12 protein-coding genes are annotated in these 21,802 nt (G+C 35.2%); 5 read left to right on the plus strand and 7 right to left on the minus strand.

Annotated features, from left to right (window positions below; genetic code table 11):
• Positions 1–59: 59 nt before the first annotated feature.
• The 3 genes from AC3ITQ_RS04040 to AC3ITQ_RS04050 form a co-directional block, all read right to left on the minus strand.
• The gene (locus AC3ITQ_RS04040; RefSeq protein ID WP_489236917.1) at positions 60–287 is read right to left on the minus strand and encodes a hypothetical protein; all 228 of its coding nucleotides are present in this window, start codon (positions 285–287) and stop codon (positions 60–62) included.
• A gap of 173 nt (positions 288–460) precedes the next feature.
• Entirely contained in the window at positions 461–1,279 is an 819-nt protein-coding gene (locus AC3ITQ_RS04045; protein ID WP_489236918.1) for a LytR/AlgR family response regulator transcription factor, read from the minus strand.
• A gap of 199 nt (positions 1,280–1,478) precedes the next feature.
• Positions 1,479–3,017 (minus strand): glycine--tRNA ligase, encoded by a 1,539-nt coding sequence (locus AC3ITQ_RS04050; protein WP_489236919.1) that lies wholly within the window; start codon positions 3,015–3,017, stop codon positions 1,479–1,481.
• 161 nt (positions 3,018–3,178) lie between these two features.
• Here AC3ITQ_RS04050 and AC3ITQ_RS04055 point away from each other — a divergent pair, with 161 nt between their 5' ends.
• On the plus strand, positions 3,179–3,799 hold the full coding sequence (locus AC3ITQ_RS04055) for a ComF family protein (protein WP_489236920.1): 621 nt from the start codon (positions 3,179–3,181) through the stop codon (positions 3,797–3,799).
• 91 nt (positions 3,800–3,890) lie between these two features.
• Here the strand turns inward: AC3ITQ_RS04055 and AC3ITQ_RS04060 are convergent, their stop codons facing one another.
• The gene (locus AC3ITQ_RS04060; RefSeq protein WP_489236921.1) at positions 3,891–6,563 is read right to left on the minus strand and encodes a zinc-dependent metalloprotease; all 2,673 of its coding nucleotides are present in this window, start codon (positions 6,561–6,563) and stop codon (positions 3,891–3,893) included.
• Positions 6,564–6,758: 195 nt separating this feature from the next.
• Here AC3ITQ_RS04060 and AC3ITQ_RS04065 point away from each other — a divergent pair, with 195 nt between their 5' ends.
• The 4 genes from AC3ITQ_RS04065 (at position 6,759) to AC3ITQ_RS04080 (ending at position 10,455) form a co-directional block, all read left to right on the plus strand.
• Positions 6,759–7,688: a bifunctional riboflavin kinase/FAD synthetase gene (locus AC3ITQ_RS04065; RefSeq protein ID WP_489236922.1), complete on the plus strand. Its 930-nt coding sequence runs from the start codon at positions 6,759–6,761 to the stop codon at positions 7,686–7,688.
• Between the two features lie 118 nt (positions 7,689–7,806).
• The gene (locus AC3ITQ_RS04070; RefSeq protein ID WP_375031104.1) at positions 7,807–8,244 is read left to right on the plus strand and encodes a hypothetical protein; all 438 of its coding nucleotides are present in this window, start codon (positions 7,807–7,809) and stop codon (positions 8,242–8,244) included.
• A 172-nt stretch (positions 8,245–8,416) separates the two neighbouring features.
• Positions 8,417–9,505 carry a biotin synthase BioB gene (gene bioB, locus AC3ITQ_RS04075; protein ID WP_489236923.1) on the plus strand — a complete coding sequence of 363 codons (1,089 nt, stop codon included), beginning with the start codon at positions 8,417–8,419 and terminating at the stop codon, positions 9,503–9,505.
• Positions 9,506–9,588: 83 nt separating this feature from the next.
• On the plus strand, positions 9,589–10,455 hold the full coding sequence (locus AC3ITQ_RS04080) for a cupin-like domain-containing protein (RefSeq protein WP_489236924.1): 867 nt from the start codon (positions 9,589–9,591) through the stop codon (positions 10,453–10,455).
• A gap of 61 nt (positions 10,456–10,516) precedes the next feature.
• Here the strand turns inward: AC3ITQ_RS04080 and AC3ITQ_RS04085 are convergent, their stop codons facing one another.
• The 3 genes from AC3ITQ_RS04085 to AC3ITQ_RS04095 form a co-directional block, all read right to left on the minus strand.
• The gene (locus tag AC3ITQ_RS04085) at positions 10,517–14,071 is read right to left on the minus strand and encodes a DUF8693 domain-containing protein (protein WP_489236925.1); all 3,555 of its coding nucleotides are present in this window, start codon (positions 14,069–14,071) and stop codon (positions 10,517–10,519) included.
• A gap of 443 nt (positions 14,072–14,514) precedes the next feature.
• Positions 14,515–17,445 carry a DUF8693 domain-containing protein gene (locus AC3ITQ_RS04090; protein WP_489236926.1) on the minus strand — a complete coding sequence of 977 codons (2,931 nt, stop codon included), beginning with the start codon at positions 17,443–17,445 and terminating at the stop codon, positions 14,515–14,517.
• Between the two features lie 473 nt (positions 17,446–17,918).
• Complete coding sequence (locus AC3ITQ_RS04095; RefSeq protein ID WP_489236927.1) at positions 17,919–21,779, minus strand: DUF8693 domain-containing protein; 3,861 nt, start codon at positions 21,777–21,779, stop codon at positions 17,919–17,921.
• Between the last annotated feature and the right edge of the window lie 23 nt (positions 21,780–21,802).

The raw sequence follows: 21,802 nt of genomic DNA on the forward strand, positions 1-21,802 counted from the left end.
GACACAAAAAAAAGGTTGCCAATAGATTGACAACCTTTTTTTTTATAATATAAAATTTATTACAAATCTAATTTTTTATTTCCTCTAACGATACTTCCGTTAATATCAAATTTTGCTGTTACTGCGTGAAAATCACGTTTTTTGTTTCCTCCAACAATACTTCCATCATATGGCGGAACTATACTTAATTTTTCGTTTGACGATGTATTTGGAGTTGATGGGTTAGCAAATGAAGTTGCTACCATTACTAAAGAAAATAATCCTAATGTTAGAGCTGTCTTTTTCATAATCTTGAGGTATTTTGTTTGATTTTTGTTTTTGGGAGTCGAATGCTTTTGGCAAAACGATGATGTAAAACTAGGTACGGAATCAAAAAAAATGTATACGAAAAATGCAGTTTATGGTAGAACATGCCCAAATGATAGTCAATGAGCGTTAATTCAGTGTAAATGTCTAATTTTTAGACCTCTAAGTAGTTTCCTGCTGAAAAATTAGCAATAATTAGATCGACATTTGATTTATAGGTCTTCGAAAATGGAATCTTTTTGGGAGAGTTTTTTATGTAACAAACTGAGTTTCCGTTATGAATTCTTGCTATATAATTTTGATTAATGATATAACTGTTATGAATTCGAATAAACGGATGGGATAAAATACTCTCAAAATGCTTTAATGTTTTAAAAGCCGTTATCATTTCGCCAGTACTAAGGTAAATGTCTGTTGAGTTATTATCGGCTTGAAAATAGGCGATATCAGCTGCATTTAGATAACGATAATCACCATATGATTTAATACAAATAATTAATGGTTTTTCTATAACATTCGAGGCATACGAAACTTCTGTACCAGGAATTTCAACAGAAACAACTTCGTTCATCATTTCTACAGTATTGATCTCCGAAAACACCTTTTCTAATTTCAAAATCGTTTTAAGCAAATCAACATGTGTAAGAGGCTTTAGTAAATAATCAAAAGCACCATATTGAATAGCGTCAAAAGCCAATACTTTTTTTGTTGTTGTAACTATTATTCTAGGTATCAGGGCTAAATATCTATACAATTCATTTACAAAGGCAAGTGATAAATTACTGGATAAGTCTTCAGGATCGATTTCTAAAAAAACAAAAGAGGGTCTATATTCCAAAACCAAATGCAAACCGTCTTGGTAATTTGTAGCCGATGCCACAAAAGTTAATTCTGAGAAACCTTCTGCAATTGTTTTGGTTCTCAAAATACTTTCAGCATTATCATCAATTATAATATAGGAGTACTTTTTCAAGTTTAACTTTTGTATTTTATGCCCAATTAAATTTACGCATTTCTATTTTCTAAATATTTCATTGTTAACACATTACAACAAAATGTTAATACATAAAGATGAAATGCAAAAAAAATCGACGAAATGCACTTTCCAAAAGTAAAAAAATCCCAAACTCCACCTAAGGAATTTGGGATTTATATAGTGTTAAATAAAAAAATTACATTTTCATCAACCAGTTTTTCATCGAAACTTCGTTTTCAATAATAGCTCTCAATTCGCTAATTTTTACACGATCCTGTTTCATTGTATCTCTATGACGAATAGTTACTGTTTCGTCTTCGATTGTTTGGTGATCTACTGTGATACAAAACGGAGTTCCAAGAGCATCCTGTCTTCTGTAACGACGCCCAACAGCATCTTTTTCATCATACGCCACATTGAAATCCCATCTTAAATCATCAATGATTTTTTTAGCGATATCTGGTAAACCGTCTTTCTTAACTAATGGTAAAACGGCCGCTTTTGTTGGCGCTAAAACAGCTGGTAATTTCAATACTGTTCTTGTAGATCCATCTTCAAGAGTTTCTTCTTGCAATGATGTTGCAAAAACAGCTAAAAACATACGATCTAAACCTACAGAGGTCTCTACAACGTAAGGAACGTAATTTTCATTCAATTCCGGATCAAAATATTGTAGTTTTCTACCAGAATATTGTTCGTGTGCTTTTAAGTCAAAATCGGTACGAGAATGAATTCCTTCTAATTCTTTAAATCCGAATGGGAAGTTGAATTCAATATCTGCAGCAGCGTTTGCATAATGCGCTAATTTTTCGTGATCATGAAAACGATAGTTTTCTTTTCCTAATCCTAATGACAAGTGCCATTTTAAACGTGTTTCTTTCCAGTGGTGGTACCATTGCATTTCTTCACCCGGACGCACAAAAAACTGCATTTCCATTTGTTCGAATTCACGCATACGGAAAATAAATTGTCTTGCAACAATCTCATTTCTGAAAGCTTTACCCGTTTGAGCAATTCCAAAAGGAACTTTCATACGGCCAGACTTCTGAACATTCAGGAAATTAACAAAAATACCCTGAGCTGTTTCCGGACGTAAATATAAATCCATTGCAGAATCTGCAGAAGCACCTAATTTTGTTCCGAACATTAAGTTGAATTGCTTTACATCTGTCCAGTTTTTTGAACCTGTTTCAGGGTCAGCAATTTCTAATTCTTCGATTAGCGCTTTTACATCGGGTAGATTATCAGTCATACCTTTTGCAAGCCTTGATAAAATTTCTTTGTATTTCGCAAGATATTCTACAACGCGGGCGTTTGTGGTAACAAATTCTTCTTCATTAAAAGCATCACCAAAACGAGCCCTTGCTTTTTCAATTTCTTTTTGAGCTTTTTGATTGATCTTTTCAGCGAAATCTTCCACTAAAACATCAGCTCTATATCTTTTTTTAGAATCTTTATTATCAATTAACGGATCATTGAAAGCATCAACGTGGCCTGAAGCTTTCCAGGTTGTTGGATGCATTAATATTGCAGCATCTAAACCTACAATATTATCATTCATCTGAACCATTGATTTCCACCAATATTCACGGATATTCTTTTTTAACTCGACACCATTTTGTGCATAATCATACACTGCACTCAATCCATCGTATACTTCGCTAGAGGGAAAAATAAATCCGTACTCTTTTGCGTGCGAAACCACATTCTTAAATATATCTTCTTGTTTTGCCATAGTGATGCAAAAATATAAAAAGTACGTTTAAAAAAAAGAAAAAATATAAAGATTGAGGGATTGATTTTGTTATTTTTGTAACCAAATTCCTTCTATTTGTGATTAATTATCTTCTTAACCTGTTTTTCCCCAAAGTTTGCGCCGCTTGCCATGCGCTTTTAATGTCAAATGAATCTGTTATCTGTTCGTATTGTCGTCATGAAATGCCTCTCACTCAATATCATTTGGACACCAAAAATGAAGCTTTAAAGAAATTCTATGGTAAAATTGAAATTCAACATGCTTCAGCTTTTTTATATTTCAATAAAAGAGGAATGGTTCAGGAACTCATTCACAACCTAAAATACAAGGGTCATGAAGAAATTGGTTTCCTTTTAGGAAATTGGTATGTAGAAGATCTAAAAGAATTGAATTTAGAAATTCCTTTTGATGTTGTCATTCCTGTCCCGCTGCATAAAAGAAAATTCAGGGAACGCGGTTACAATCAAGTTACTACTTTTGGAAAAGCTTTGGCGGAAGGCTTAAATATCACTTTTGATGATACTGTTTTATATCGAAAGAAATATTCCAAAACGCAATCTAAAAAGAACCTTCTAGGAAGATCTGAAAACATCGAAAATATATTTGACGTTCATTTTTCCGAAGAAAATCAAAATAAACATTTTCTAATTGTCGATGATGTACTTACAACCGGCGCTACGCTAGAAGCCTGTTCACGGGCATTATTAAAAATTCCGGGAGCAAAAATTAGTATTGTTTGTATGGCGATGGCAAACTCGTAATAAATTAAATTCCAATAAAAAAATTCCAAATTCCAAAACTGTCTCGGAGCTTTGGAATTTGGAATTTTAAAATTGATTTTTTTTATAAATTTTAATTTACTACGATCTTTTTAACCGTTCTTCTTTCTCCATCAATAACCGTTACCAGATAGATTCCGGCAGAAACATTTTGCAATTGAATATTTTGATTAAAGTTTGATGTACTTTCAAAAGTGTTTTCATAAACTTTCTTCCCTAAGATATCATGCACAAAAACTTTAACTCCGGTATTAGATTTACTTTCAAATTGAATAATAAAACTCCCCTTATTTGGATTTGGAGACAATACAAAATCAATATTTTCAAAATCAGGCGTTCCTAAAGTATAATTTTGGCCACAAATATTTATAGAAGCTGAATTTACAGTCCCGAACATTCCCGTCACAGCATCACGAACTCTTAAGGTCCAGGTTCCCTCAGGACTCTGACCATTAAAAACACTTAACAAATCAACTGGCAAAACGATTTGCTCTGTTGTTTTATTACAATCTAAAGCATTACCGGCATCATCAAATTGCATGGCTAAAGTTGAATTTGTTGATCCACAGTTTTTATTAAACAATCGCACAATAGTACCTTGTGGATTTACAATTTGAATTTCAATATCAGAAAATCTGGCATGTGTTACATTAACCGAAACATTTACATCTGAAACTGTTGCCGTAGTTGCTGGAACTGTAATGGTTTTTGTAACAAATGTCGTGGTGTTTGGAATAGAAAAAGAACTTCCAAAACTATAGGAATCACAAGTTGTTGTCGAAGTATATCCTACCGCAAAAGGCTTAAGGTTTAATGCATAATAGATATTACCAGTTGGTTCGATCAGGATTCTGCAATTTTTAGAAGAAGGAACACTTGTTGGAAGTGTAATCACTTCAGAACCATCATTTGGTGTATTTGATGCCAGAACTATCGGAAAAGTCAAACCACCATCTGTAGATAATTTAATATTAACCGCTGTTGAACCCTCCAGTGTATTGGTGTTATTAACACTCCATGTTACCGTTTCACTAAATCCCTGCCACCAGCTTACATTATCATTTAGGTGTGATGTTACGGTAAATGGGCCGGCAAAAGAAGCAACAGTTACAATCTTTTCAGCTGTATTAGTCTGGGCTTTCCCTAAAGCTGCATTGTCTCTTGCTGTTAATGTAAAATGCAATGTCCTTGCTATAGAAGAAACGGATTCCCATTTTGTCGTTAATTGATTCTGAATAACAGAATTCAGTTCCGGCATATAACGGACCGGACTTGAATTAGGAATTACTGATCTAAACAAAGGCCCGTCTGGTTTTGTAGCGTAAGCTATACTGTTTCCACCTGTAGTTGTTGTAGCACTATCATATTGCTCCCAATTATACGTTACGGAATCACCTTCAGGATCAGAGCCTGTCCCTTTTAGTACAAAAGCTGTACTTATTGGTATGGTGAAATCTTTGCCAGCATCAACTGTAGGTGGGTTATTTATTATTGCTGTATTTACCGGACAACTCTTTGTGGCAAGATTATTTTGAATTTGAATTATACTGGCATACGCAAAATAATCATCCGAATTATTCTGAACATCAAAATTTGTTATTCCCGCATATCCCATAATAGTTGATCCGCTTCCCGGTTCGACATGAGTCCCCGATCCCTCAAGTTCTTCAGAAGAAAAGGTATGTGTCGCACCTAATTGATGCCCCATTTCATGGGCAACAAAATCAATATCAAATGTATCTCCCTCAGGTCTTTCATTTGAAGGTGAAGTATAAGCACTTCCCTTACCAAGAGGTTCATCACTTGTTGGATTTGTACAGACACAACCAATACACCCAGCATTTCCACCACCACCCGAAGCACCAAATAAATGCCCAATATCATAATTAGCATTACCAATGACAGCTGTCAAATTCTCTTGCAAATCTTCGTTCCACTCGCCGTCATCAACTCCTTCTTTCGCATTTGCATATGGATCTGTTGCGGCATCTGTATAAATTAAAGCTTCAGTATTGGCAATTAACACCAATTTTACTGCCAGGTCTTTATTAAAAACACCGTTTACTCTTGTTAGCGTTGCATTCATTCCCGCTAATGCAGCTGCTTTTGTGCCTCCAAAATAAGTAGTATACTCTGCTGTACATGATAATGCCAGGCGCATTGTTTTAAAAACTTTTGTATTTGATTGTACTCTGGCTGTTTTCGCTGTCGCCTTAGTACTTGCGATATCATTAGTTGTCGCGCAAATCAACTTTTTAGAACTCAACCCATTTTTAGCAAATAGCACATATTCGGTTTTGTCATCAGGATTCGCTTCAATAAATTCAGTTATTTTATCAGCACGAAAAACCATAGTTTGTATTCCTGATGGCGAAACACTAAAATGAATTTTTGCAGATTTATCATCTAAACCACTTCCTTCATAAGCTCTAATATCAGGGTATTTTGCTTGTAATTCCGGTTCGAAATTAGATGATTCCCAAACTGTAAAGCGTTCTAAAACACCATCCGAATTTGGAATTGTAATTTCTGAAACAATTTCTTTTGAAGTCTTTCCAGTTGTGGCAGCAAGTTTGCTTTTTAAGAAATCCGAATTCAGTTTATAATATAACCTTCCGGAATCAGAGGAATTTGCCCTCTTATTTAAAATAGAACTTGAGGTTTTTCTTTGCCATAAATCATCATTTTGAGCGTGAATTTCAACACAGCCAAAAATAACAAATAAAAAAAGTAGTAGTTTTTTCATACTCAACGGTATTTGAAAAATCAAAATTAAGAGAATTAAATCAAATTCTTACATATAAAAGACATTTAATCCTTTTTAGTCGACCAGTTAACCATTATTCACAAAAAGAAGCCAAATCTCTTCAAAAAATCAATTGTGGGTAGTGTAAAATTTCAAATAGATAGTATAAATTTGCACCATCTTAAATTATTTGTTTTGAAGCTCTTTCATTCTATAAACGATTTCCATTCGACCAAGAAAACTATTTTAACTCTTGGCACCTTTGACGGTGTGCATATTGGTCATAAAAAAATATTGGAACGAATCACTCAAAACACTGAAAACGGAAAATACGAGAGTCTGGTTCTTACATTTTTTCCGCATCCCAGAATGGTGTTACAAGAGAAATCAGAAATAAGACTTTTAAATACAATTTCTGAAAAATCAAAACTTCTAGAACAAACAGGAATCGAAAATTTAGTAATTCATCCTTTTAATGAGAGTTTTTCAAGATTAACTGCCGAAGAATTTGTGCATTCTATTTTAGTCGATCAATTTCACATTCAAAAAATAATTATTGGCCATGATCATCGTTTTGGAAGAAACAGAACAGCCAACATTGATGACCTTATTGCTTTTGGAGCTGAATATGGTTTTGAAGTCGAGCAAATTTCAGCACAGGAAATCCAGGATGTTTCAGTTAGTTCTACCAAAATCAGAAAAGCCTTAAATGAAGGAAATATGAAATTGGCAAACGATTATTTGGGTTATAATTATTTTTTAACCGGTGAAGTTGTAAAAGGAAAACAATTAGGACGAACTATTGGTTTCCCAACAGCCAACATTCAAATTGAGGAAGATTATAAATTAATTCCGAAGAATGGTGTTTATGTGGCCAAAGCCTTAATTGGTCAAAAAGAAGTTTTCGGAATGATGAATATTGGTTTTAATCCGACGGTAAACGGTGAAAAACAAACAATCGAAGTGCATCTTTTTGATTTTGATGCTGACATTTACGGCGAAAAAATCGAAGTTTCATTACTACACTATCTTCGTGACGAACAAAAATTTGGCTCAGTTGATTTGCTAAAAGCGCAATTAAATCAAGATAAAATTGATGCTTTAGCTTTTGTTTCTCAGCTTTAGAAAGCTTTCAAACATACTTTTCACCAAATTTAAATCATCGTAGTTATTTTTTTAGTAAATTTGATATACAACTCTGTTTGTCAATCATTTGCTATTAACTTCTTTAAAAATAACCACTATGAATTTACCTAAAGAAATTACCAACGGTTTTTTGATTTTCCTCGGAATAGGAATTTATTTTTTATTGATGAATCTATTAGGACTTGCAGACTTGTTTTATCTGCGTACACTAAATGTATTCTTTATATTTTATGGCGTAAACAGAACCATGCAAATGAATCTTCGCGAGGGTGAAACCAACTTTGTATCTAATGCTGTATCAGCGATGACAACCTCTGTGGTTGGTGTATGCATGAGTGTCTTCGGATTATTAGTTTACAGTTATGCAAGAGGAGGAGACGCTTATGTGCAAGGCTTATCAGAAACATTTATGTTTGGAGGAAATCCTTCTGTACCAACTTATTGCATCTGTTTGCTTTTTGAAGGAATTGCATCCTCCGTAATTGTGACCTTGATGATGATGTTATATTGGAATAACAAATATGCAGCTGATTAATTTTTTTTAAATAAATCTCTAATTTAAGCACTCTAAAATCATGAAAAAGTATAATTCTATGATTTTAGAGTGTTTCTTTTTTGAAAATACCTGTCAAATATTCATTTACAGAAATACACATTGGTTGATTAGAACAATTTAACTACTTTTGAAGCATCAAAAAATTGCATCGATGAGCATTACAAAACACAATTGGACAAAAGACGAAATAATCGCCATATATAACAAACCTATGATGGACCTGCTTTATGAGGCAGCCACAATTCATAGAACAAAACACGATCCGAACGTAGTTCAGGTATCAACTTTACTATCTATTAAAACCGGAGGCTGTCCTGAAGATTGCGGTTATTGCCCACAAGCCGCACGTTACAACACTGGTGTTGAAGGAAATGACTTAATGAGCGTTAGTCAGGTAAAAGCTCAGGCTTTGCGTGCTAAATCAAGCGGATCTTCTCGTGTTTGTATGGGAGCTGCCTGGAGAAACGTAAAAGATGGTGAAGAATTTGATCAGGTTTTAGAAATGGTGCGAACTATCAATAAACTTGACATGGAAGTTTGTTGTACATTGGGTATGATTACTGAAAACCAGGCTCAACGTTTGGCAGAAGCAGGTTTATATGCTTACAATCACAATTTAGATACGTCTGAAGAATATTATAAAGATGTAATTTCTACTCGTGGCTTCGAAGACCGTTTGCAAACTATCGAAAATGTTCGTAAAACGAATGTTACGGTTTGTAGTGGAGGAATCATTGGAATGGGAGAAAGTGTTGAGGACAGAGCAGGAATGCTTGTTGCCCTTTCTACTTTAAATCCACAACCAGAATCAGTGCCGATTAATGCCTTGGTTGCTGTTGAAGGAACTCCGATGGAAGAAGAAAAACCAGTTGAAATCTGGGAAATGATTCGTATGGTAGCCACTACCAGAATTGTTATGCCGGATACACAGGTACGTTTATCTGCAGGAAGAACGAACATGAGTCGTGAAGGACAGGCCATATGTTTCTTTGCAGGTGCCAATTCTATTTTTGCAGGAGATAAATTGCTTACAACTCCAAATCCGGATGTACACGAAGACATGAAAATGTTTGAGATGTTAGGATTGATTCCACAAAAACCATTTGTTAAAGTTTCACAGCCTCAGACAGTTGAAGCAGAAGATTCTCAGTTCGCTCCATTAGGCGAAAAACCAAAATGGTCCAGACCAGGACATACAATTGAAAGAAATCTGGAGGCTTCGATCAAATCAAAAATTTAAGCAAAAGAGTTAATAAATCTCAATAAATATTTTTAAATTGCTTCTTGACTTAGTGTCAGAAGCAATTTTTTTATTTATCAAAGATGAAGTTAAAACAAATCGAAAGGGTAAAAAAAATCTCAAAATCTGATTTTATTTCCCAATATGTCAAAAAACAAATTCCCGTTGTTATTGAAGAACTGACCGAAGACTGGCCAGCTTACCACAAATGGAAATTATCCTATATCAACGAAATAGCCGGTGATGTTACCGTTCCTTTATACGATGACAGACCTGTAAATCACGAAGATGGCTTTAACGAGGCACATACTAAAATGAAAATGAGCGATTATATCACTCTTTTACAATCCAAACCCACTAACTATCGTATTTTTCTTTATAATCTAATGAAGGAAGTCCCAGTGCTAAAAAATGACTTTTTATGGCCCGATATTGGACTAAAGCTTGTAAAGCAAATGCCGATGTTGTTTTTTGGCGGAGAAAATTCAAGAGTCTTTATGCATTTTGATATTGATTATTCCAATATTCTGCATTTTCATTTTCATGGAGAAAAACAATGTATGATCTTTCCTCCTGATCAGTCAAAATATATGTATAAAGTACCTCATGCATTGATTTCAAGAGAAGATATTGATTTTGATAATCCTGATTATGAAAAATTTCCGGCCTTAAAAAATGCGGAAGGTTATATAACCAATCTGAAACATGGTGAAATGTTATACATGCCGGAAGGATATTGGCATTATATGAAATATTTAACTCCGGGATTTTCTATGAGTTTACGAGCGTTTCCAAAAAACATTACCAATTTATCCAAGGCCGCCTACAATGTTTTCATCATGCGTCATTTTGATATTATGATGCGGAAATTTAAAGGCCAAAAATGGATTGATTATAAAAATCAAAAGGCTATTGAGAATACCCATGAGAATTTAGCAAAATCTGCTTAATAGAATTAGAAAAGCGGTTAAAACTGAAATTTCAACCGCTTTTTTATTTACTGAATTACTATTAAAAAACCACTTTCTTCAAAGTACTATATCCATTTTCTAATGTCGTTTTTACTAGTAAAACCTGATTTGTTGATTGCAAATTAGCCATTTGCAATTCTGTTGCATTAATTTTTGTTTTATTATAAAGAAGCTTTCCGGTAACATCAAAGACAGAAACCTCTTTGATATTTTCCTTCGCTGAATTCACTTTGATAATTTTATCTTTTACAGAAATCACAACGGTTTGTTCAGTGCCCACAATATCCTCTGTGCCCAAAGATTTATTGACATAATGTAATACAAAACGGTCATCAAAAGTTCCGATGGTAGTGCTAAAATTATAATTACTAGTTTTTAAATTATGTACACTTTTAGCTAATTTATCTTCTAAATAAATATCATGGGTACTCAAATCACCATTGGCATGATCAATAGAGATCGTAAATTCACCCACGATTATTGATCTATAACCCAACGGAACAACATCAGTTTCGAGAAAAGGAAGGCTACGCCCCTGAATTACTAATTTCATCAGTTCGTTAATACTGTAAAAGTCTAAATATTTATTGCCGTCCATTGTAAGTCCGTCATAATTATTATCCCATGAATTGGTTGCTCCTTCCACATAGCCAATTAATAATTGCTTAAAAGCTCCCTGCGTATTAGTAAGATTGAGCCAAACTCTGTGACCGGTATCATTTACTTTTCGGACAGCATTATTTTTAAAAAACTGGCTATTATTACCCGGGACACGCATTGAATTCGTAAACACTGCATTTAATGCTGTTTTTGATGTCACAAAAAAGGACTGCCCTGCGGCAATATAGCCATATGGTGGGTCCTGATAACCAGGTGTATCGGCCCCATCTCCTTCCATATCACCAACAGTAGTGCTGCCTGTTAAATTATAAATAGCATAATCATCGAGCGTGTAATTATATTTTGCATCTCCATCAACATCATCACTTGGAGGGCTATTATGCGTCCAAAAATATAAGGTACCATATAAATTAGCCGCATTATCAGCTATAAACCGATCTGCATATATTGCCGAAGGGTAAGGATTTCCCAGTAAATATGATTTTTCAGCAGCGGCCAACGGTATAGGAATCGTACCATTATTAGGAATTCCGATAAATCTTCCATTAAAAACGGATGGCTCACTTATGTCATAATTTTGCGGTGCTCTTATGATATAACCTCTTCCTGCTTCCATAGCTTCATCACCTCTGTAAATTACAATCCAGCCTATTACCGGATCGTATTTATAATATTTATCCCCTAGCGTATCGGGCGATAAATCATGTAATTTAAAAGAAGTACTTTCTTTAATAGGTGATGACCAAAAAGTAAAATCATAGCGTCGTACAGGTGCTGTATATCGTTTATAAATAATATTCCCAGTGTTAACAGCCTCATTCGTTTGTAATAAACTTGCATTATTTTCGAATGTTAATGTTCCACCATTATTATTTACAGAATTTACAATTGTTAAAGTATGATCAGAATTAACCACAACATTTGCACCTGAACTTATAATGCAGGAACATCCATTTAAATCCTGGTTGATTTGATAATCTCCGGAGAATATCACAATGTCATTATCATTTGTTGGCGGGCTTCCCTCAGACCAGCTATCCCCGTCCCAGATATTGGTAACAGGAGCTAGAATAGTAACATTGGAAGTAGCCAATGAAGGACAACCTGTAATGTCCTGTATTGTAAAAATATAGTTTCCTGGCACCAAATCAGGAACTGTAAAACTAGTTCCTGTACCATAGTAAATTTTATTAACTGTTCCTGTTTGAATAAGTGTCCATGACCCTGCGATCAATCCGCTTAAAGGCAGGCTTCCTGTTGAAATAACACAGGTAGGCTGAATAACAGTCCCTACTATTGGCGTTGATGATCGTGCATTAACCGTTATAGTTGCAGCAGAAACTGTAAACCCTGTATTCCTTGTACAGTTATTAGCATCTGTTACAGAAACCAGCGTATAATTTACGGAGTTGTTTACTGGCGATGTAAAAGCAGCAAAAGCTATCCCACTGGTTATGTTTGTCACCGTGCGGTCTGCTCCTCCATTTTCTTTATACACTATGGTATAGGGTCCCACACCTGATGTGGAGGTAAAGAGTAACTGTGGCGATCCACCGGCACAAAATGGCCCATTGCCCGTTAAGCTTCCCTGTGGTAATGGATTAACAACTACAATTGCTTCACTGGAACGCACAACAGCACAAGCTCCACTTTGCACGACTGCTCTAAATCGTGTAGTTTCTGTTAATGCCCCCGAAACATAACTTGTTAATGTTGTATTTGTTATAGGAACCCATGTAGTAAATGGACTCACTGAGGATTCCCAATTCAAAACAGAACCAGTACTTCCAATCAATGAAAGTGTACCACTAGTCGAACCGTTGCAAACGGCTGCTGCACCACTTATTGTTCCACCACTTGTAACCGCGGAAGTGATAATACTGGCCACATTAGCAGAATTTATATTGGCAAAACAAGCTCCAGAGGTTAATTTTGTAATTGTGATATCTCTTGTACCAACAGCAGTAAGACCCGATAGCACAAAAGTACCCAGACCTGCCGTTGTAACGGTCATTGTAATAGTTAAACTTTGAGCTGGATTCGTGAGATTATAGTTTACGGTATAAACACCAACTGGTAAAGATGCTGCACTTCCTGTCAGGGTTATTGTTGAGGTTCCAGCTGTCGTACAAACACCTGAAGCTGAAACTCCTGAAATACCATAGGATGGACAAGTATAAGCAACAATGACCTGACCAGCAGCTCCGGCTCCGCCTAATTGAGCAGCAGTAGAGAGAGATTGAACTCCTCCACTACCACCACCTCCGGGAGCAATACCAACATACCCGGCATGATTTTCAAGAGTACCAGCAACGGCCGCTCCTCCATCTCCTCCACCGGGAATACCACCTTTCCCTCCGGCTCCCGAGTTAAGCCCTAATGACAGTGCTGCCGTAGCTCCAATTAGACCGGGACTACCATTAACTGTTGTAGTTCCAAATGAAGCTGAGGCCAAGCCACCTGCGCCACCTGTGGGAATTGCGCCGGTAGTATTTGCTCCGCCACCAGATCCTCCAACTGCTTTTATAATATTTTCAAAACCTGTAATAGTCGAAGTTCCCCCAGTTGCTCCAATGCCAGTAGTTGCTCCTGCGACCTGGCCCGCGACAATCACACTTAAAGTTGTTCCCGGCACCACTGTAATATTAGCAGTAGCATATGCACCACCACCACCGCCTGCTCCACCACGGCCAGTTAAAGATAGAAGTGTAGCCCCTGACGCACCGCCACCAGCACCACCACCGCCCCATGCCTGAACTGTCATTTCAGTAATTCCCGCAGGAACAACCAAAGTACCACTACTACCAAAAGTATGGGGTGGAGGTTGCGCCCACAAAGAAAGAGAGACAAAGCATAAGAAAGAAGCCAGCCGTAGTTTTGTAAACAAAACTATTTTTCTTTTCTGCTTCCTACTAAAAATAGATAATATTAAAAACCTAAAAAAAATCAATACTGGAAGTAAATATTCTTTCATACTGTGGCATTTTAACAATTAAAAAATCAGATTCAAACTCAAATGAAAATCATTTCAAAATTTCAAATACCCTATTTTAAATAGAATCATAAACAAGCTCTTCAGGCACATAAAAACACACGAAGAGAATCTAAATTTCTTATGCTAGTAAATGGGTATTCAAATTAACAATCTGTATTTTAGGCGGGTAAAAAACTAAAATCTGTATTCAGTTTTTAAACGAAGAAGTAATAAAAAATGCAGTATAACGGGCTTTTATGTGTTTCATCGAAAGGAAACAACAACAAGGTACGATTTTATTTACAACACATCAAATAATTTAACCTGAAAAACAGCACTTTAACATTTTTAAGTAGTAATTAATGATAAAAAAATAAATCCCGGACATAAAAAAACCCATTCCGTTTTTATGGAATGGGTTTTTTCTTTTTTTATTTTATGATCTAGAAAACGATCTTGATTGTGGATGTCGCGTCATTTTCCAGCGAAACTTTCACCAATAAAACCTGATTTCCGGACTGTATATTGGCTATCTGAAACTCTGTAACATCAATCTTATCTTTATTGTAGATAACTTTTCCTGTAAGATCAAAAATAGTTATTTCATCAATTATTTCTTTCGTTGATGTCACTTTGATAATTTTATCTTTTGTTGAAACCAAAAGAGCTTGTTCTGAATCTTGAAATTCTTGTTTTGCTAAATTTTTACCAGCATAACGTAATACAAAACGATCATTAAAAGTTCCTATAGCCGTTGTGAATTTATAATCACTACTTCTCAAATCATGAAGCGTATTAGTCAGTTTATCTTCGAGATAAATAGCATGTGTATCTAAAACTCCTGTAGCATGATCAATAGAAATCGTAAACTCGCCTGCAATTGCCGATTTGTATCCAAGAGGAACAAAATCTGTATCCTCAAAAGGCAAGGCGCGTCCCTGAACTATCAGCTTTTCACCTTCATTTACGCTGTAAAAATCCACAAACTTATTACCATCTATAGTTGGACCATCATAATTATCATCCCATGCATTAGTTGCTCCCTCAACATACCCAATTAATACTTGTTTAAAAGCTCCTTTTACATTACTAAAATTGATCCATACTTTATGCGCTTCGATAGTAGACTTACTTTTTGTTTTAAAAAACTGAGCATTGTTACCATTAACCCGCATTGAATTGGTAAAAATTGCACTAAGATTAGTTTTTGACGTTACAAAAAAGGATTGTCCCGCTGCGATATAACCTTTTGGACTTGTTGTGTTTGGGCTCGTAGTAGCGCCACTGCCAATAAGATTTCCGACTTCGACACTGCCTGTTAAATTATAAACTGCATAATCATCAACGGTATAATTGTAAGTGGCGTCACCATCAACAAGTTTACTTGGAGGACTGTTATGTGTCCAGAAATACAAGGTCCCATACAAATTACTTGAATTATCAAAGATAAACTCATCTGCATATATTGCCGAAGGGTATGGATTCCCAAGTAGATTTGATTTTTCAGCCGCAATTAAAGGAACAGAAATTGGTCCATTATTTGGAACTCCTATAAAAGAACCGCTATATACAGCAGGTATAGTTATACTGTAGTATTGTGGTGCTCTAATAATATATCCTACCCCTCTTTCCATTTCTGCCAATCCCCTTCCAATAATAACCCAACCATTCACTGGATGGTATTTATAATATTTGTCACCCAGAGTATCTGGTGACAAGTCTTTTAACATAAAAGCTGGTGTACGAGTAACTGGCGATGACCAAAATGTAAAATCATAACGACGAACTGCTGTTGTATTTCGTTTATAAGTAATATCTCCAGTATTGATCACATCGTTAAGCTGGACTAAACTTGCGTTATTTTCAAATATTAATTTTGCTCCGGTAGCAGACTCTACAACTACCTGATTTTCCACATACAATGTATGGCCTGCATTTATAGTTACAATTTTTCCGGCATCTATCTTGCAGGAACAACTTGCCAAATCCCCTGCTGATTGATAATCTGCAGCAAATTCAATACTTTCGGTTCCGGTGCTTGATGGTGCACTGCCTTTGGACCATCCTAAAATCGGACCTTGCCATATATTAGTTCCGGCGGTTTTAACTTCTACATTATTAATTGATACCGGACAATAACCTCCAAATTCAATTGTAAAATTATAAAAACCCGGAATTAAATTTGAGATTGTAAATGTAGTCGGATCTGCACCACCACCTCCAGTATACGATTGTGGCACGGTACCAGTCTGATGAATAACCCAATTCGGTATTGTCGGTGTTGTCATTGGTAAATTATTTAACACTATACTTCCTGTCAATGTAGCGCAGGTGGCACTAATATTACTAAAAACACTTGGCAGCGCTAACAAAGGTTTCATTGTAACTGCAGTATTAGCAGATGGTAAACTTTGACATCCAGATGCATTTGTCACCTGAACAGAATAATTTCCTGATGTTGTCACAACGATACTTGGTGTTGTCGCCCCTGTTGACCACAAATAACCCGAACCCGTACTGGAAGTTAAAGTAACACTATCTCCATCGCAAAATGTTGTTGCCCCGCTTGGAGTGATTGTTGGAGTTGCAGGTTTAGGATTAACAGTTGCAAAAATAGTTTTGGAACTAGTATAAGTTGATCCTCCATAAGTAGTTGTATAAGTAAGATTAGCCTCGTAAATTCCTGATACGGCATTTGAAAAAGATACTACTGTTTGTTTGTCAGGGTAGGTTGTAAAAGATCCTGCCCCAGGAGCCTTTATGGACCAATGCCAATTTAATCCAGTCCCATCGACACCTAGCTTTGCTGCAGTGAAATCAAGAGTATTACCTTCACAAATCGGTGCATTACTAGTAGGATTAGACTGTATAGTTCCTCCTAAATCATTGAGTTGTTCAAAAGTATAAGTGGCATTATTTCCATTTCCACTTCCAACACAAACTGCAAATTTCAGCGAACCAATGTATAGAGCAACATTATTAGAGCAACCTCCTGACTCATCGATTTTTCCTGAAGGTTTATTAATATTTAAGGTAGTTCCATCGGGAAATCTTATGTCACTTTGATTTGATGAAAAACCAAGCGTACCATTAATAATTACACTAAGAGTATTCCCTGCTGCGGTTGTTACAGTTCGATCACCAGAAACCAATAATGTACCATTTATGGTTAAAGTTTTTGCAGAAACATTTGAGTTAATTGTTATCGTTGATCCAGCAGCTATAATAACATCATCATTTGCTGTTGGTATTATTCCGCCAACCCACGAAGTTGTACTAGACCAATTTCCTGTTCCGGTACTTGTGATAGTGGCACCATTTGCTAATCCAAAACAAAATAACATCGAAAAAATAATAAGTAATTTTTTGTCCATTTTAAGTGATATTTAAATTTAACAATAGATTTTTTGAGCAAATTATTTTCAAAAAAAAGCACTAAAAAATCAGCTTTTTTTGAGTTTGCATTTTATCGATTATTTGAGCTGCTTTTACAACCCCATTTTATCACTAAAATGCCTTAAACAATGTACAATTTTCATCTAACCAAATCTAAATCAGACCCTTATATTTCGGCCAAAAAACGGCAGTTTTATTATTTTAAGTTATTTCTCATAAAAAAAAAATTTTCATGTAATTCATCATTTAAAAAATGCAAGTCACCTGATAAATCAAATACACTTTTTTTAGTTATTAAATAATAAATATGATGATTTGAAAAAAAATTATGTTAAAATTAATTTTAACACAAAAAAAAACGTCAGCAAAAGCAAATTGAGCTAAAATTTCTTTCAAAAATATGCCGTTCCTTTTGTCGAGGAATTTTCCCAACAAAAGGAGAAAAAACCTACTAAAAAATAATTTTAAACGTCTTAATATATTCATTTTCTAATGTTATTTTAATCAATAAAATTTGATTTTTTGAAGGAAAATTTTGAATAGATAATTTGCTGTTTTTAATGTCGCTTTTTTCGTAAATCTGCTTGCCTGTAATATCAAAAATTCCAATATTTCTTATGTCATTTTTAGTGCTATTTATGAGAATGTTTTGTTTGTTTACAGCAACCAATATTTTATCTGCTTCTGCCTCAAAATTTTCTGTTTTTAAACTTCGATTAACAAAACTAAGTATGAAACGATCATCAAACGTTCCTTTTGTCGTATTAAAAAAATAAGGTTCATCCTTCAGATTATGTATTATTTTTAAATCCTTATCTTCGATAAAAATATCTCTTGGAATGGAAAACAATCCATCAGCATGATCGATACTAATATTAAATCTTCCTTCAATAGTAGTTGTATAACCAAGTGGAATTGAATCCGTCTCTTCAAAAGGCAGTGATCTGCCCTGAATAACTAATTTTTTCTTTTCAACGGTACTGTAAAAATCCGCAAACTGATTGCCTTCTAAAGATTCTGCATCAAAATCTGCGTCATAAAAATTGGTTGCCCCTTCAGTATAACCTATAAGAATCTGTTTAAAAATCCCTTTTTCATTTTTTAGGTTTAACCAGATACGATGTTTCTCAATTTCATTTTCCACATTCGTTTTTCCACTACTACCAGGTTTAAAAAAAGTAAAGCTTTTATCAACCAATCTCATACTATTATTAAACTCTACAGTTCCTATATCTTTACTAATGACAAAAAAAGATTGTCCTGAAGCAATTGTTTTATCAGGTATATTTTCATTAATCCCAGTTGATAAAGCTCCCCGAGTTCCTACTCCTCCAAGTAAATTATAGACTGCATAATCGTCGGTATTATACTCATAAGCGGTAATTGGAGTATTATGTGTCCAGAAGTAAAGTGTTCCTTTAATTTTCGACGCGTTCTTTTTCAGAAAAACATCTGCACTTAAGGTGGATGGATACGGATTACCAACTAAACTAAGATTCTCATTATCCCCTAAAGCAACCTCAATTTTACCATTGTTTGGAATTCCTTTAAATACAGCCTCATATACAGCTGGAATCGTCGTAGAAAAATACTGTGGACCTCTGATAATGTAACCTCTTCCGGGGATCATATTGTTTGACGGTCTTTCCAGCGTCCAATTACCAATGAGGCAGTTATAAGAATAGAATTTATCGGCTAAGGTCTGTGGAGAAACATCAATTAATTTTTGATTATCAACCGGTGATGACCAAAATGTATAATCATACTTTAGTATTGGCGAAGATTTTCTTTTAAGGTTGATTATTCCTGTATTGATTATATCATCGTCAGATTGAAACAAATTTGCCGAATCCTCCAAAACCAATGTACCCTGACCCAAATAAGAAAACTCAATTTCTAACGTATTACCACTTAAAAGTGTGACTACTTTACCTTCAGCGATCGAACAGCTGCATACATTTGCAGCAGTCATAGAAGAATAATCTTCCTGAAAAGAGATATCTTTACCGCCTGAAGGAAAACCATTTGACCAATTTGATCCGTTCCAAAAAGTTGACTCTAAACAGAGTTTTAATCTTGCTAACCTATGCTTTGATATCCCCGAAACAGAATTAAAGTCACCACCAATCATTAATCGTTGATTTGCAGTAAAACCCATTGTGTAGAGTTTATTATTGAGACGTGCATCAAAAGAAGTATCAAAATCGCCGGACTTCAGCAACCGAATCAATCGCAATGCCCCTATATTTTTGTACGTACCAGAAAAAGTGCCTCCAACTAAAATACGATCGTCAGGCTGTACCAAGACACTTCTAACATCTCCTTTACTGAAACCTGAACCGGATTGAAAAGTAAAATCTAAACTGCCATTAGCGTTTAATCGAACTATTCGTTTTTGTGCAGTTCCATTATAAGTTAGGAAATTCCCTCCCAAGATTATTTTCCCATCCGATTGTAATGCGATTGAATAGATATATTTATCAAAACCATTTCCGATATTGAAACCAGAATCAATGCTTCCATCAGCATTTAATCGAACCAAACGGGAAATTGACTGTCCGTTAAAAGTAGAGAAATGTCCACCAACTAAAATTTTTTGATCAGACTGAATTACGATAGCTTCTATAATCGCATCGGCACCAAGGCCAATATTAAAACTCGTGTCACGTGCACCATTTGGTAATAATCGAATTAATCTGGCAGAAGGCGTATCGTTATATTTAGTAAAATTCCCTCCAACAAGTATTTTCTGATCAGATTGAATCGCCATCGCATAAATCTGACTATTAAAACCTGTACCAACATTAAAGGTGTCATCAACTGTTCCATCTGGCAGAATTCGAACAATCCTGTTGATAAGCGTTTCATTGTATTTTATAAAATTCCCTCCACAAATGATTTTTCCATCTGATTGTAAAACTGCATTTTTTATTAAATTATTGGCTCCAGTTTGTAATGCGTTAAAACCGGTATCTAGTGATCCATCTTCTAAAAGTCGGGCTATTCTCGAAGCAAAAACACCATTGAATTTTTTAAAATTTCCAAAAACCATTGTTTTTTTGTTTTCTAAAGGCAGCACTTTTAAAACGGAATTATCGAAACCAACTCCTGCTGATAAATATCCAGTATCATATTCTCCTTCGGCATTAATTTTGGCAAGTCTACCCTGATTTAATCCATCAAAAACCGAAAACGAACCACCAATATACCAAGAACCTTCTGCGTCATTCTCCAACGCTAAAACCGACGCAGAAGCCGGTCCTGATCCAAAATCGAGATCGGAATTAAGAACTCCATTAGAATTCAAAATACAAACTCTGTTGACATCATTTCCATTATAATTGCCTGTAAAAGATCCGCCGATCATAATATTGCCTGAACCATCGCTTTTAATTTTCTGCACTACCCCGGCACTAAATCCTGTTCCAGACAAAAAACTAGTATCAATACTTCCATCATAATTAATCCGAATAATTCTGTTGGCGGCAATTCCGTTATAGCTTGTAAATTTCCCTCCCAGGATAATTTTCCCATCTTGTTGAACAGCCATTGCACTTACATCGTCGTCGAAACCAGTTCCATTATTGAAATCTGTATCAATACGACCATCAGAATACAGTCGAACAATTCTATTGGCAGGAACACCATTAAAAGAAGTAAAATTTCCCGTCAGCAAAATTTTGCCATCTGCTAAAACACTTACATTAGTAATATTTGATGCTGAACCTGATCCCGTCCCAAAAGAGGTGTCTAAATCACCCGAAGGAAGAATGCGGGCAATACGATTTACAGTAACATTATTATACTTGGTAAAACTCCCAACAACTATAATTTTTCCGTCGGGTTGCGGAGAAATTTCATAAATAATTCCTGTTGTCGCTGCTATTGAAGTATTAAAAGAAGCATCGTAAGAACCATCAGCATTTAAACGAATTAATCGTCCGGAACTTATTCGTCTAAAAGAAGTAAAACTGCCTCCTACAATTATTTTACCATCTGACTGAACATACGAGGCATAAATTTTACCATTGAAACCAGTTCCGATATAAAAATTTTCATCTAAAGTTCCATCAGGTTTCAAACGAGTTAAATAGGAAGACGGAATTCCGTTGAGATTTAAATAATCGCCGCCGACAATTAGATTTTGATCGGGCTGTAAAAACAAGGTCCGTACTGTGTTGTCAAAGCCATCTCCAATAGAACCATCATCATAAGTATTAAAAGTAACATCTACTTTTCCTTGCTGTGCATAAACTTTAGTCTTATCAATGAGACAAACTAAAACTAGCGAAAAAATTAAGTTTTTAATCACAATCTAAAATTTCGGGTTATTAA

The sequence above is a fragment of the Flavobacterium sp. KH_001 genome (assembly GCF_057840745.1).